The 14,241-nt window shown below is 66.3% G+C and carries 9 protein-coding genes; 6 read left to right on the plus strand and 3 right to left on the minus strand.

The annotated features are described in order from the left end of the window. Nucleotides 1-50 precede the first annotated feature (50 nt). Nucleotides 51-554, plus strand: coding sequence for a DUF6265 family protein (locus ACAH41_RS27950; protein ID WP_325655679.1), 504 nt, complete (start codon nucleotides 51-53; stop codon nucleotides 552-554). Between the two features lie 66 nt (nucleotides 555-620). Here ACAH41_RS27950 and lpdA read toward each other — a convergent pair whose 3' ends face one another. The 3 genes from lpdA to aceE are packed head-to-tail and all read right to left on the minus strand — an operon-like array spanning nucleotide 621 to nucleotide 6,941. Then, nucleotides 621-2,483, minus strand: a complete 1,863-nt coding sequence (gene lpdA, locus ACAH41_RS27955; RefSeq protein WP_325655680.1) for a dihydrolipoyl dehydrogenase — start codon at nucleotides 2,481-2,483, stop codon at nucleotides 621-623. Between the two features lie 13 nt (nucleotides 2,484-2,496). Beyond that, entirely contained in the window at nucleotides 2,497-4,194 is a 1,698-nt protein-coding gene (gene aceF, locus ACAH41_RS27960; protein ID WP_325655681.1) for a dihydrolipoyllysine-residue acetyltransferase, read from the minus strand. A gap of 38 nt (nucleotides 4,195-4,232) precedes the next feature. After that, the gene (gene aceE, locus ACAH41_RS27965) at nucleotides 4,233-6,941 is read right to left on the minus strand and encodes a pyruvate dehydrogenase (acetyl-transferring), homodimeric type (protein ID WP_370538702.1); all 2,709 of its coding nucleotides are present in this window, start codon (nucleotides 6,939-6,941) and stop codon (nucleotides 4,233-4,235) included. A 224-nt stretch (nucleotides 6,942-7,165) separates the two neighbouring features. Here aceE and ACAH41_RS27970 point away from each other — a divergent pair, with 224 nt between their 5' ends. The 5 genes from ACAH41_RS27970 (at nucleotide 7,166) to ACAH41_RS27990 (ending at nucleotide 14,233) form a co-directional block, all read left to right on the plus strand. After that, complete coding sequence (locus ACAH41_RS27970; protein ID WP_325654758.1) at nucleotides 7,166-9,742, plus strand: PAS domain S-box protein; 2,577 nt, start codon at nucleotides 7,166-7,168, stop codon at nucleotides 9,740-9,742. After that, a complete protein-coding gene (locus ACAH41_RS27975) occupies nucleotides 9,739-10,362 on the plus strand; it encodes a response regulator transcription factor (RefSeq protein ID WP_141287582.1) in 624 nt (207 codons plus the stop codon). Before ACAH41_RS27970 ends, ACAH41_RS27975 begins: the two co-directional genes overlap by 4 nt. 116 nt (nucleotides 10,363-10,478) lie before the next feature. Continuing rightward, nucleotides 10,479-11,342, plus strand: coding sequence for a bifunctional methylenetetrahydrofolate dehydrogenase/methenyltetrahydrofolate cyclohydrolase FolD (gene folD, locus ACAH41_RS27980; protein WP_325654755.1), 864 nt, complete (start codon nucleotides 10,479-10,481; stop codon nucleotides 11,340-11,342). Between the two features lie 46 nt (nucleotides 11,343-11,388). Further along, nucleotides 11,389-13,413: a M3 family metallopeptidase gene (locus tag ACAH41_RS27985; RefSeq protein WP_325654753.1), complete on the plus strand. Its 2,025-nt coding sequence runs from the start codon at nucleotides 11,389-11,391 to the stop codon at nucleotides 13,411-13,413. Nucleotides 13,414-13,612: 199 nt separating this feature from the next. After that, nucleotides 13,613-14,233 carry a glutaredoxin family protein gene (locus ACAH41_RS27990; RefSeq protein WP_325654751.1) on the plus strand — a complete coding sequence of 207 codons (621 nt, stop codon included), beginning with the start codon at nucleotides 13,613-13,615 and terminating at the stop codon, nucleotides 14,231-14,233. Nucleotides 14,234-14,241 lie beyond the last annotated feature (8 nt).

The following is a 14,241-nucleotide window of genomic DNA, read 5'->3' on the forward strand; positions in this document are numbered from 1 at the left end:
CGCAAGCGCGGCCGGGCCAAAATCTCCGGCATTCACTGCCGGAGCCACCCATGTTTCCTGCTTCACGCCAGTTGTTGGCCGCGCTGGCCAGCACCGCCTTTCTGGCCGCCAGTCCGCCCCTGCACGCACAGGCCGCCGCCGATCCGTTCACCCCGGTGGCCTGGCTCGCAGGCTGCTGGCAGATCGAAGGCGGCGAAGCCGGCACCGTGGAGCAATGGATGGCGCCAGCCGGCGGTGCGATGCTGGGCATGAGCCGCACCATCCAGCGCGGCCAGCTGCGCGAATTCGAGTTCATGCAGTTCCAGCTGGACCCGACCGGCAAGCTCAGCTTCGTGGCGCAGCCGCAAGGCCGGCCGCCGACCGCCTTTGCGCTGGCCGCCGCCGGTGACCGCCAGGCGCGCTTCAGCAACCCGCAGCACGACTTTCCGCAGACGGTGATCTACCAGGCGGTGGGCAACGACAGGCTGCTGGCGCGCATCGAAGGGCCGCGCAATGGCCAGCTGCGTGGCATCGACTTCCCGATGAAGCGCATCGCCTGCGACGGGCCGCGCTGAGCCGGAAATGAAAAGGAGCCGGCCCTTGCGGGTGCGGCTCCCTGGCGTTGGCCATGAACGGCCGGCTCAGCGCTTCTGCGGCGGCAGGTCCGTGCAGGAGCCATGCGCCACTTCCGCCGCCATGCCCAGGCTTTCGCCCAGCGTCGGGTGCGGGTGGATGGTCTTGCCGATGTCCACTGCGTCGGCGCCCATCTCGATGGCCAGCGCGATCTCGCCAATCATGTCGCCGGCATGTGTGCCGACGATGCCGCCGCCGAGGATGCGGCCATGGCCGTGGGCCTCGGGCGAATCGTCGAACAGCAGCTTGGTGAAGCCCTCGTCGCGGCCGTTGGCAATCGCCCGGCCCGAAGCCGTCCACGGGAACAGGCCCTTCTTGACCTTGATGCCTTGCGCCTTGGCCTGGTCCTCGGAGAGGCCGACCCACGCGACCTCGGGATCGGTGTAGGCGACGCTGGGGATCACGCGGGCGTCGAACTGGCTCTTGGCCAGCGCGTCATCGCCCTTGATTTCGCCAGCGATGACTTCGGCGGCGACGTGCCCTTCGTGAACCGCCTTGTGCGCCAGCATCGGTTGGCCGACCAGGTCGCCGATCGCGAAGATGTGGCGCACGTTGGTGCGCATCTGCACGTCGACCGGAATGAAGCCGCGGTCGCCCACGGCCACGCCGGCGTTTTCGGCGCCAACCTTCTTGCCATTGGGCGTGCGGCCCACGGCCTGCAGCACCAGGTCGTAGGTCTGTTCGCTCTTGGTGCCGTCGGCCGCCTCGAACTGCACCTTGATGCCTTCGGGCGTGGCCGTGGCGCCCACGGTCTTGGTCTTCAACATGATGTTGTCGAAGCGCGGGGCATTGAGCTTTTGCCAGACCTTGACCAAGTCGCGGTCTGCGCCCTGCATCAGGCCGTCCAGCATTTCGACCACATCCAGGCGCGCGCCCAGCGTGGAATAGACCGTGCCCATTTCCAGCCCGATGATGCCGCCGCCGACGATCAGCATCTTCTTCGGCACGGCCTTCAGGCTCAGCGCGCCTGTGGAGTCGACGATGCGCTCGTCCTGCGGGAAGAACGGCAGGCGCACGGCTTGCGAGCCAGCGGCAATGATGGCGTTCTTGAAGCGCAAGACCTTCTTCGCGCCGGTCCTGGCTTGCCCTTCGGCGCCTTCAGTCTCTTCGACCTGCAGGTGGTACGGGTCGATGAACTGGCCGACGCCGCGCACAGTCGTGACCTTGCGCATCTTGGCCATCGCCGTGAGGCCACCGGTCAGCTTGCCGACGACCTTGTCCTTGTGGCCGCGCAGCTTGTCGATGTCGAGCTTGGGCGCGCCGAACTCGACGCCGAGGGCGGCCATGTGGCTGACCTCGTCCATCACCGCGGCCACGTGCAGCAGCGCCTTGGACGGGATGCAGCCAACGTTCAGGCAGACGCCGCCCAACACGGCGTAACGCTCGACGATGACCACCTTCAAGCCAAGGTCGGCGGCGCGGAAAGCAGCCGAGTAGCCGCCGGGGCCGGCGCCGAGCACAACCACGTCGCACTCGAGATCGACCGTGCCGCTGTAGGACCCTGCGGGCGCTGGTGCGAATGGCGCCGCCACCGCCCCCTCCGTTCGTCCTGACCCTTCGACCGGGCTCAGGACTGAAGGCTTTGTCGAAGGGCCTGGGGCTTCGACAGGCTCAGCCCGAACGGCAGAGGTTTCAGCCGCCTCCAGCGTCAGCATCACCGAGCCCTGGTTGACGACGTCGCCCACCTTCAGCTTCAGCTCTTTGACCACGCCGGCGTGCGACGACGGGATCTCCATCGAGGCCTTGTCGCTCTCCACCGTGATCAGGCTCTGGTCGGCTTTCACCGTGTCGCCAGGCTTGACCAGCAACTCGATGACGCCCACGTCCTTGAAGTCGCCGATGTCCGGGACTTTCACTTCGATCAGTGCCATGTCGTGCTCCTGATCAAAGTGCGATGCGGCGGAAGTCCGCCAGCAACGAAGCGAAATAGACGTTGAAGCGAGCGGCGGCAGCGCCGTCGATCACGCGGTGGTCCCAGCTCAGCGACAGCGGCAGGATCAGCCGCGGCTGGAAGGCCTTGCCGTCCCATACCGGCTCGATGCTGCTCTTGCAGACGCCCATGATGGCGACCTCAGGCGCATTGATGATGGGCGTGAAGTACTTGCCGCCAATGCCGCCCAAGCTGGAGATGCTGAAGCAACCGCCTGTCATGTCGGCCGGGCCCAGCTTGCCGTCGCGCGCCTTCTTGGCCAGGTCGCTCATTTCCTGGCTGATCTGGAAGATGCCTTTCTTGTCGGCGTCCTTGATCACCGGGACCACCAGGCCGTTGGGCGTGTCCGCCGCGAAGCCGATGTGGAAGTACTGCTTCATCACCAGCTTCTGCGCGTCGCCCTCGCCTTCCAGGCTGGCGTTGAACTCGGGGAACTTCTTCAGCGCGGCCACGGTGGCCTTGATCATGAAGGCCAGCATCGTGACCTTGATGCCGCTCTTCTCGTTTTCCTTGTTGAGCTGCACGCGGAAGGCTTCGAGCTCGGTGATGTCCGCGTCGTCGTGGTTGGTGACGTGCGGGATCACGACCCAGTTGCGATGCAGGTTGGCACCGGAGATCTTCTTGATCCGGCTCATGTCCTTGCGCTCGATGGGTCCGAACTTCTCGAAGTCCACCTTGGGCCACGGCAACAGGCCAGGGAAGGCGCCGCCGCCAGTGGCCGCCGCAGGCGCCTTGGCTTTTTGCGCGGCAGTCTGGACTGCGCCGGCCATCACGTTCTTGACGAAGCCTTCGAGGTCGCCCTGGGTGATGCGGCCCTTGGGGCCTGAGCCCTTGACCTCGGCCAGCGGCACGCCGAGTTCGCGTGCGAACTTGCGGATGCTGGGCGAGGCGTGCGGCAGTTGGCCGTTGGGCGTGCCGGGTTCATGTGCGGGCAGCGCCGCAGTCGGCTCGGTGCGCTCCACCGGCGCGCTGGTCAGCGTGCCCGGTGCGCGGCTTTCGGCGGTGACGGTTTGCGCGGGTACGGCAGCGGGCGTTGCGGCCGGCGCGGGCGCAGGCGCAGCAGCGCCCTCGCCTTCCAGCACGGCAATCAGCTGGCCCTGGTTGATCTTGTCACCCAGCGCAACCTTCAGCTCCTTGACCACGCCGGCATGCGACGACGGAATCTCCATCGAGGCCTTGTCGCTCTCGACGGTGAGCAGGCTTTGTTCGGCCTTGACCGTGTCGCCGACCTTAACCAGCAGCTCGATGATGGCCACGTCCTTGAAGTCGCCAATGTCGGGCACGACAACTTCGATTCGCGACGGGCCGGCCGGCGCTGCAGCTGGCGCGGGCGCCGGTGCGGCAGCCTGCGCGGGTGCAGGTGCCGGAGCGGCAGCCGCGGGCGCCGGCGCCGGCGTTGCGGGCGCAGCGGCGCCTTCTGCTTCGACGACCAGCAGCACCGAGCCTTCGCTGATGGTGTCGCCCAGCTTGACCTTCAGTTCCTTGACCACGCCACCCACGGTGGCCGGGATCTCCATCGAGGCCTTGTCGCTCTCGACGGTCACCAGGCTCTGGTCCGGCTGGATGGTGTCGCCGACCTTCACCAGCAACTCGATGATGGCCACGTCCTTGAAGTCCCCGATGTCGGGCACTTTCACTTCTACCAATGCCATGTCTTGTCTCTTTGTCAGGGGTTGGTGGAAGCCGCGCGTCAGGCGTACAGCGGGTTGATCTTGTCGGCCTTGATGGCGTACTTGGCGATCGCCTCTGCCACCTTCGCGACTGGCACCGTGCCTTCATCGGCCAGCGCCTTCAGCGCTGCGACAACGATGTAGTGCCGGTTGATCTCGAAATGCTCGCGCAGCTTGCTGCGGAAGTCGCTGCGGCCGAAGCCGTCGGTGCCCAGCACCTTGTAGGTCTTGCCCTTGGGGATGAAGGCGCGGATCTGCTCGGCGTAGTTCTTCATGTAGTCGGTCGAGGCGATGACCGGGCCGGAATGTGCACCCAGTTGCTGCGTCACGAAGGGCACGTGTGCGGTCTCGGTCGGGTGCAGCAGGTTCCAGCGCTCGCAGGCCTGGCCGTCGCGGGCCAGCTCATTGAAGCTCGGGCAGCTCCACACGTTGGCCGCAACGCCCCAGTCCTTCTCCAGCAGTTCCTTGGCAGCCTGCGATTCACGCAGGATGGTGCCCGAGCCCAGCAGGTTGACGGTGGCGCTCTTGCCCTTGGCGGCCTCGTCCAGCAGGTACATGCCCTTGATGATCTCTGCCTCGGTGCCAGCCTTCAGGCCAGGCATCGGGTAGTTCTCGTTCAGCAGGGTCAGGTAGTAGAAGACGTTTTCCTGGTTCTCGACCATGCGCTTCAGGCCGTGCTGCATGATCACGCCGACTTCGTGCGCGAAGGTCGGGTCGTAGCTGACGCAGTTCGGGATGGTGCCGGCCAGGATGTGGCTGTGGCCGTCTTCGTGCTGCAGGCCTTCGCCATTGAGCGTAGTGCGGCCCGAGGTGCCGCCCAGCAGGAAGCCGCGCGCCTGCATGTCGCCCGCGGCCCAGGCCATGTCGCCAATGCGCTGGAAGCCGAACATCGAGTAGTAGACATAGAACGGGATCATCACGCGGTTGTTCGTCGAATACGACGTGGCCGCGGCGATCCAGGAGCCCATGCCGCCCGCTTCGTTGATGCCCTCCTGCAGGATCTGGCCGGCCTTGTCTTCCTTGTAGTAGGAGACCTGGTCGCGGTCCTGCGGCGTGTACTTCTGGCCTTCCGGGTTGTAGATGCCGATCTGGCGGAACAGGCCTTCCATGCCGAAGGTGCGTGCTTCGTCCACCAGGATGGGCACGACACGCGGGCCGAGCTGCTTGTCGCGCAGCAACGCGCCGAGCACGCGCACATAGGCCTGGGTGGTCGAGATCTCGCGGCCTTCGGCCGTCGGGTCCAGGACCGACTGGAAGAACGGCAGGTCCGGCACCGGCAGCGACTCTTCGGCCTTCACGCGGCGCTTGGGCAGGTAGCCGCCCAGGGCTTGGCGGCGCTCGTGCAGGTAGCGCATTTCCGGCGTGTCTTCGGCCGGCTTGTAGAACGGCAGCGAAGCCAGCTCGCTGTCGGGGATGGGGATGTTGAAGCGGTCACGGAAGGCCTTGATGTCCTCGTCGGTCAGCTTCTTGGCCTGGTGGGCGGTGTTCTTGCCTTCGCCGGCCTTGCCCATGCCAAAGCCCTTGACGGTCTTGACCAGCATGACCGTGGGCTGGCCTTTGGTGTTGACCGCCTGGTGGTAGGCGGCGTAGACCTTCTGCGGGTCATGGCCGCCGCGCTGCAGGCGCCAGATGTCGTCGTCGCTCATCTTGGCGACCATTTCCAGCAGCTTCGGATGGCGGCCGAAGAAGTTCTTGCGCACGAAGGCACCGTCATTGGCCTTCATGGCCTGGTAGTCGCCGTCCAGCGTGTCCATCATGACCTTCTTCAGCAGGCCGTCCTTGTCGCGCGCCAGCAGCGGGTCCCAGTAGCTGCCCCACAGCAGCTTGATGACGTTCCAGCCGGCACCGCGGAATTCGCCTTCCAGCTCCTGCACGATCTTGCCGTTACCGCGCACCGGGCCGTCCAGGCGCTGCAGGTTGCAGTTGACGATGAAGATCAGGTTGTCGAGTTTTTCGCGCGCGGCCAGGCCGATGGCGCCCAGGCTTTCGGGCTCGTCCATCTCGCCGTCGCCGCAGAAGACCCAGACCTTGCGCTTGCTGGTGTCGGCAATGCCACGGGCATGCAGGTACTTCAGGAAACGGGCCTGGTAGATCGCCATCAGTGGGCCCAGGCCCATCGAGACGGTGGGGAACTGCCAGAACTCCGGCATCAGCTTCGGATGCGGGTAGCTGGACAGGCCCTTGCCGTCGACTTCCTGGCGGAAGTTCAGGAGTTGCTCCTCGCTGATGCGGCCTTCCATGAAGGCGCGGGCATAGATGCCGGGCGAAGAATGGCCCTGGATGTAGAGCAGGTCGCCACCGTGCACACCGTCGTCGCCGTGCCAGAAGTGGTTGAAGCCAGCACCGAACATCGTGGCGACCGAGGCAAAGGACGAGATGTGGCCACCGAGGTCGCCACCATCGGCCGGGTGCAGGCGATTGGCCTTGACGACCATCGCCATCGCGTTCCAGCGCATGTAGGCGCGCAGGCGCTCCTCGATCTCCAGGTTGCCCAGGCAATGGGCTTCATCTTCCGGCGCAATCGTGTTCACGTAGCCGGTGGTGGCCGAGAACGGGCGGTCCACGCCGTGCTGGCGTGCGTGCTCGAGCAATTGTTCGAGCAGGAAATGGCCGCGATCACGCCCCTCTGAATCGATGACGGCGGACAAGGCGTCCAGCCACTCACGGGTTTCTTGCGCATCGGCATCAAAGGCCGACGCGCCCAAGAACGATTCAGGCACGGCTGACATGGTGTCTCCTCAAACGGGTTCTAAAAGGTCGGCGCGCAGTTTGGCACAGGGTTCGTGAATTTTCAAATTGCGATTGTGCTTTTCACATTGTGAATTTGCCCTGCCTCTTCCGACCGAGCTTTTGCTGCCACGATGGTTGAGCAAACCCGCCGCTTGGGCCCGCGCGAAAACCCGCGCCCGGGCCGCCGCCGCAAGCCTGGCCCGGCATCGATAATCGGCCGGCCATGCCCGTTGCCCGAGACATCCCTTCCGCCAGTCATTCCAACAGCCTGCTGCATCGCCTGTTCCGGCGTTGGTGGCGGCAGCAATCCCCCTCGCGCCAGGACCGCTTTGCGACCATCGCACCGCTGATTTCGGTGCTGATGTTTCTTGCAACCATCACCACGACCTTCTGGTACCTGCGCAACGAGGAAATCGAACGCACCAGTGAGGCGCTGCGGCGCGACACCGAAATCTCCCAGCAGCAGATCCGGCTGCACCTGATCGAGAACCAGGAGCAGCTGGTGCGCATGGCCCGCGAGCTGGTGACGCGGGACATCGCGCCCGACGAATTCCTGCCGCATGCCGCTGCCTTCCAGCGCGAGCGGCCCGAGGTGCGCCACCTGACCTGGGTCACCGCGCAGCGCCAGGTCCGCGCTTCACAGGCGGTACTGTCCTATGAGCCGCTGACGCCGGAGCGCCCGTCGCGCCACAACCCCTCGTTTCCGGGTGAAGGCCTGACGCTGGCGTCGGAAGCCGCGTTCGTCGCGGCGCGCGACACCCGCCAGCCGGTCTACTCCCGTCCGTTCACCGATGCCGACGGCATGGCGGTGTTCCAGGTCCAGGTGCCGCTGATCGACCGAGGCAACTTCGCCGGCACGCTGATCGTCGAATACTCGATCGAGTCGCTGGTGCGCTACTACGTGCCCAGCGAGGTGTCGCGCCGGCACATCATCAGCGTCGTCGGACCGGAGCTTCAGCCGCTGGCCAGCACCGTGACCGTGATGCCGGGCCAGCCCGTCGTGCCCCCTTCGCTGCAGCACGAAGTCCCGCTGGCGCCGATGGCCAACGGCTTGATGCTGCGCGGGCAGGGCTACCGCACCTCCATCGGGCTGATCGGCAACACGCTGTTCTGGATGGTGGTGGCCTTGTCGGTGCTGACGGTATGGATGCTGCTGGGCACCTGGAAGCACATGCGGCGAAGGGCGCAGATCCAGAACGCGCTGGCGCAGGAAACCAACTTCCGCCGGGCGATGGAAAATTCCATGCTGACCGGCATGCGGGCCATGGACATGGAAGGCCGCGTGACCTACGTGAACCCAGCCTTCTGTGCAATGACCGGCTATGCCGAGGCCGACCTGCTGGACGGCAAGCCGCCGTTCCCGTATTGGCCTCCCGACCGCGTCGAGGAAAACTCGCGCCTGCTGCAGCAGGAGCTGCAAGGCCGCAGCCCGGCCGGCGGCATCGAGGTCAAGGTCATGCGCAAGGACGGCTCGATATTCGACGCCCGCATGTACGTGTCGCCGCTGATCGACCCGCGCGGCCTGCAGACCGGCTGGATGACCTCGATGACGAACATCACCGAGGCCAAGCGCATCCGCGACCAGCTGTCGGCCTCGCACGAGCGCTTCACCACGGTGCTGGAAGGGCTGGACGCCGCGGTGTCGGTGCTGTCGGTCCAGCAAGGCGAGCTGTTGTTTGCCAACCGCTCGTACCGGCTGTGGTTCGGCGTGGAGGCCCGTGGCCATGGGCAACTCGCCCACAGCACGCCAGCGCAGAGCTACCAGGCCGAGCTGGACGAAGAGGTCGACGGCCTGTCCGGCCTGCCGACGCAGGAACTGACCGATGCGGGCGCGCACCCGCACGAGATCTACGTCGAGCCGCTGGCGATGTGGTTCGACGTGCGCACGCGCTACCTGCAATGGACCGACGGCCGGCTGGCGCAGATGCTGATCGCCACCGACATCACCAGCCGCCGCCGGGTCGAGGAACAGGCCCAGCAGCAGGCCGAAAAGGCCCAGGTCACGAGCCGGCTGATCACGATGGGCGAGATGGCCTCGTCGGTCGCGCATGAGCTGAACCAGCCGCTGACGGCGATCAACAACTACTGCAACGGCATGGTCAGCCGGGTGCGCAACGAGTCGATCAACACCGAAGACCTGATCGCCGCACTGCAGAAGACGGGCCGCCAGGCCGAGCGCGCCGGGCAGATCATCCACCGCATCCGCGCCTTCGTGAAGAAGAGCGAGCCTCAGCGCCAACCTTCGCAGGCCAGCGAGATCGTCGACGACGCGGTCGAGCTGGCCGGCATCGAGCTGCGCCGGCGCAAGGTGGCCATCCATACCTATGTCGCGCAGCGCCTGCCCACGCTGATGTGCGACCCGATCCTGATCGAGCAGGTGCTGATGAACCTGCTGAAAAACGCTGCCGAGGCGATCGACAGCGCCGGGCTGCCGAGCGCGCGCCGCAACATCGAACTGCGCGTCGTGCCGCGGCACACCGCCGAGGAAGGTGGCGTGATCGAGTTCAGCGTCAGCGACATGGGGCCGGGCATGAAGGAAGAGGTGCTGTCGCGCCTCTACGAAGCCTTCTTCTCGACCAAGGCCGAAGGCCTGGGCATAGGGCTATCCCTGTGTCGGTCCATCATCGAGTCGCACCGCGGCCGGATGCGCGCGCAGAACCTCTACAATGGCACAGCCGTGACAGGGTGTCGCTTCGCTTTCACCCTGCCTGTTGATCTGACCCAGCGCGTGGACGCCCAGCCGGTGCCAGAGGTACCTGATGTGGCAGCCGCGGCCAACCCGAACGCCACAGCTTCATGAGCCTGATCCCCAAAAAAGGTACCGTCTACGTGGTCGACGACGATGAGGCTGTGCGCGACTCGCTGCAGTGGCTTCTGGAAGGCAAGGACTATCGGGTCAAGTGCTTCGACTCCGCAGAATCCTTCCTGTCCCGCTTCGACCCCCGCGAAGTAGCCTGCCTGATCGCAGACATCCGCATGGACGGCATGAGCGGCCTGGAACTGCAGGACCGCCTGCTGGAGCGCAAGAGCCCGTTGCCCGTCGTCTTCATCACCGGCCACGGCGACGTGCCGATGGCGGTGACCACGATGAAAAAGGGCGCGATGGATTTCATCGAGAAGCCGTTCAAGGAAGAAGAGCTGGTCTCGCTGGTCGAGCGCATGCTCGACCAGGCCCGCTCAGCCTTCTCGCAACACCAGGAACAGGCCAGCCGTGATGCCTTGCTGTCGCGCCTGACCACCCGCGAAGCCCAGGTGCTGGAGCGCATCGTCGCCGGCCGCCTGAACAAGCAGATCGCCGATGACCTGGGCATCAGCATCAAGACGGTGGAGGCGCACCGCGCCAACATCATGGAAAAGCTCAACGCCAACACCGTGGCCGATCTGCTGAAGATCGCCCTCGGTGCCTCCCACAAGGGGTGAACTTGAGTTTGGCGCCTGGCGCCTGCAGATAACGGGGCCTTCGGGCCCCGTTGTGCCTTCTGAAGCGCATCGCTTCCCCCAACCCTTTCCGCCTCCTCTCCTCGAAAGCAGCCCGCATGACCGCCAAAGTGATCGACGGCAACGCCCTGTCCAAGCAACTCCGCGCCGAAGTCACCACCCGCGCCGCCGCTCTCACCGCCCGCGGCCATCAGCCCGGCCTGGCAGTGATCCTGGTCGGCGAAGACCCGGCCTCGGCCGTCTACGTGCGCAACAAGGTCAAGGCCTGCGAGGACAGCGGGCTGCTGTCCGTCTTCGATAAGTACGAAGCCACGCTCAGCGAGGCCGACCTGCTGGCCCGCATTGCTGCGCTGAATGCCGACCCGGCGATCCACGGCATCCTGGTGCAGATGCCGCTGCCCAAGCACATCGATTCGGGCAAGGTCATCGAGGCAATTGCCACCCACAAGGACGTGGACGGCTATTCGGTGCTGTCAGCCGGCGAGCTGATGGCCGGACTGCCGGGTTTCCGGCCCTGCACGCCCTATGGCTGCATGAAGCTGATCGAATCCACCGGCGTTTCGCTGAAGGGCAAGCACGCGGTGGTGATCGGCCGCAGCAACACTGTCGGCAAGCCGATGGCGCTGCTGCTGCTGCAAGCCAATGCGACCGTCACCGTCTGCCACAGCGGCACGCCGGACCTGGCTTATCACACGCGCCAGGCCGACGTGGTGGTGGCCGCGGTCGGCAGGCGCAACACCCTGACCGGCGACATGGTCAAGCCGGGCGCCATCGTCATCGACGTCGGCATCAACCGCAATGATGAGGGCAAGTTGTGCGGCGACGTGGACTTCGCCTCGGTCAGCGAGGTAGCCTCGCACCTGACACCGGTGCCCGGTGGCGTCGGGCCGATGACCATCACGATGCTGCTGGTCAACACCGTGGAAGCCGCCGAGCGAACGGCTGCACAAGCCGGCGCCTGATGCCCTCCCCCGTTCGCATGGCCTCCTCATTTCAGGGAACGACAAGATGACCAACCCGCTGCTGCAGTTCGACACGCTGACCGACTTCCAGGCCATCCGGCCCGAGCACGTGACACCGGCGATGGACCAGCTGCTGGCCGAAGCCAGCACCGCGCTGGAACACGCCGTCAGCGCCGATGTGCCCGCCGACTACGACGCGCTGTCCGCCACGCTGGGTGTGGCCACCGAACGCCTGGGCCGGGCCTGGGGCGCCGTGGGCCACCTGAACCAGGTGGCAGACTCGCCCGAACTGCGCGCCGCGCATGCCGAAAACCTGCCCAAGGTCACCGAGTTCTTCACCCGCCAGGGCAGCGACGAGCGGCTCTACGCCAAGTACAAGGCCGTCGCTGCCAGCCCGGCCGCGGCACAGCTGAACCCGGCTCGCCGCCAGGCGCTGAGCCACTGGCTGCGCGACTTCAAGCTCGGCGGCGCCGACCTGCAAGGCGACGCCAAGCTGCGCTACGCCGCGATCCAGGACCGCATGGCCGAGCTGTCGCAGGCTTTCTCCAACCACGTGCTCGACGCGACCGATGCCTTCGCCTACTACGCCAGCGCCGAAGAGCTGGCTGGCGTGCCGGAAGACACGGTGGCGGCTGCACGCAGCGCCGCCGAAGCCGAAGGCAAGGACGGCCACAAGATCACGCTGCACTTCCCGAGCTATTTCCCGGTGATGCAATACGGCAGCAACCGCGCGCTGCGCGAGACGATCTACCGCGCTTATGCGACCCGCGCCAGCGAGTTCGGCCCGGCCGAGCGCGACAACAGCGCGGTGATGAGCGAGCTGCTGACGCTGCGCGCCGAAGAGGCCGCGCTGCTGGGCTACGCCAACTACGCCGAGGTGTCTCTTGCCAGCAAGATGGCCCGCAGCCCGGCCGAGGTGATGAGCTTCCTGCGCGACCTGGCGCAGCGCGCCCGGCCCAGCGCCGATCAGGACCTGAGCGACCTGCGCGCGTTCGCCAAGGCCGAACTGGGCCTGGCCGACCTGCAGGCCTGGGACGTGGCCTACGCCAGCGAGAAGCTGAAGGAAGCCCGCTACGCCTTCAGCGACCAGGAGGTGAAGGCCTACCTGCCGCTGCCCAAGGTGCTGCAAGGCCTGTTCGGCATCATCGAGACGCTGTTTGAGGTGGCCATCCGCCCGGCGGACGCACCGGTGTGGCACGAGAGCGTCAAGTTCTACCGCATCGAAAGAGGCACGGAACTGGTCGGCGAGTTCTACCTGGATCCGCATGCCCGCCCAGGCAAGCGCCCCGGCGCCTGGATGGACAACGCGCGTGACCGCTGGAAGCGTGCCGACACCGGCAGCCTGCAGACACCGGTGGCCTTCCTGGTCTGCAACTTCGCCGCCCCGGTGGGCGACAAGCCGGCGTTGCTGAACCATGACGACGTCATCACGCTGTTCCACGAGTTCGGCCACGGCCTGCACCACCTGCTGACCCGGGTCGAGGACCTGGGCGTGTCCGGCATTGGCGGCGTCGAATGGGACGCGGTCGAGTTGCCCAGCCAGTTCATGGAAAACTTCTGCTGGGAATGGGAAGTCATCAAGCACCTCAGCGCCCATGTGGACACCGGCGAACCACTGCCGCGTGCGCTCTACGACAAGATGCTGGCCGCGAAGAACTTCCAGAGCGGCCTGCAGACGCTGCGCCAGGTCGAATTCGGCCTGTACGACATGCGGCTGCACACCGAGGCCGACGCGGCCCGGCGGGTGCTGCCCATCGTGCAGGAAGTGCGCGCCGAGGTCGCGGTCATGCAAGCGCCCGAGTTCAGCCGCACACCGAACACTTTCTCGCACATCTTTGCAGGTGGTTACTCTGCCGGCTACTACAGCTACAAATGGGCCGAAGTGCTGTCGGCCGACGCCTGGAGCGCCTTCGAGGAGCAAGGCGTGTTGAACGCCGACACCGGCCGCCGCTACCGCCGCGAGATCCTGGAAATGGGCGGCAGCCGCCCGGCACTCGACAGCTTCAAGGCCTTCCGCGGCCGCGAGCCGTCGATCGACGCACTGCTGCGCCACCAGGGCATGGCGAACTGACGCCCTGGGGCCTTGCATGTCCGCAGACCCCGCCCAACCGGGGTCGTGCGGAGTGACGGTTGCGTGCTTGTGCGGCTGGCGTCACGGCCAGTGTTGGTTCCACGCGGCACGCCCGCCTGGCGTTTTTGCTACCCTCGAACTCCGTCGTTGGGCGCAGCCGCGCAGGGTTGTGCCGTCATTAGATTTGGAATCCGCAGTCATGATGATCAAGGTTTCGCTTCGCCATCTGTTGCCGCTGGCCATCCTGCTCTGCCTGGCGCCGCTGGCCCAGGCGCAGTACAAGGTCGTCGGTCCGGACGGCAAGGTGACCTACACCGACCAGCCGCCGGCCGATCCCAAGGCCAAGGTACAGGCCGTCGCCACGCCTGGGGGTGGCGCAGTGCCCACTGCCAGCCTGCCCGTGGCCCTGCGCGGCCCGGCCTCGCGTTACCCGGTGGTGCTGTATGCCGCGCGCGGCTGCCAGCCCTGCGACGCCGGCCGCGGCCTGCTGGTCCAGCGTGGCATTCCGTTCAGCGAGAAGCGGGTTGAAACCCCGGCCGACATCGAAGCCCTGCAGCGCATGAGCGGCAGCCGGGCGCTGCCCTTGCTGACCATCGGCACGCAGCAGGTGCGCAGCCTGTCCACCGCCGAATGGAATGGCTACCTGGACGCCGCAGGCTATCCGCACGAGTCGCAGCTGCCAGCGAACTACCAGCGCCCGCCGTCCACGCCGCTGACCATGCCGCAGGCCGCTGCCGCACCTGCACCGGCCAGCACGCCCGACACCGCCGCGCCGCCACCGGCCCCCGCGCCCACCAACGGGCCGAACATCCGCTTCTGATCCGCGCC

Source organism: Ideonella sp. (assembly GCF_041287625.1).
Taxonomy (GTDB): domain Bacteria; phylum Pseudomonadota; class Gammaproteobacteria; order Burkholderiales; family Burkholderiaceae_C; genus Ideonella.

Bases quoted from the DNA above. Each gene is read 5' to 3' on its own strand.
- ACAH41_RS27950 (WP_325655679.1), top strand. From the start codon at position 51: ATGTTTCCTGCTTCACGCCAGTTGTTGGCCGCGCTGGCCAGCACCGCC.
- lpdA (WP_325655680.1), bottom strand. From the start codon at position 2,483: ATGGCACTGATCGAAGTGAAAGTCCCGGACATCGGCGACTTCAAGGAC.
- aceF (WP_325655681.1), bottom strand. From the start codon at position 4,194: ATGGCATTGGTAGAAGTGAAAGTGCCCGACATCGGGGACTTCAAGGAC.
- aceE (WP_370538702.1), bottom strand. From the start codon at position 6,941: ATGTCAGCCGTGCCTGAATCGTTCTTGGGCGCGTCGGCCTTTGATGCC.
- ACAH41_RS27970 (WP_325654758.1), top strand. From the start codon at position 7,166: ATGCCCGTTGCCCGAGACATCCCTTCCGCCAGTCATTCCAACAGCCTG.
- ACAH41_RS27975 (WP_141287582.1), top strand. From the start codon at position 9,739: ATGAGCCTGATCCCCAAAAAAGGTACCGTCTACGTGGTCGACGACGAT.
- folD (WP_325654755.1), top strand. From the start codon at position 10,479: ATGACCGCCAAAGTGATCGACGGCAACGCCCTGTCCAAGCAACTCCGC.
- ACAH41_RS27985 (WP_325654753.1), top strand. From the start codon at position 11,389: ATGACCAACCCGCTGCTGCAGTTCGACACGCTGACCGACTTCCAGGCC.
- ACAH41_RS27990 (WP_325654751.1), top strand. From the start codon at position 13,613: ATGATGATCAAGGTTTCGCTTCGCCATCTGTTGCCGCTGGCCATCCTG.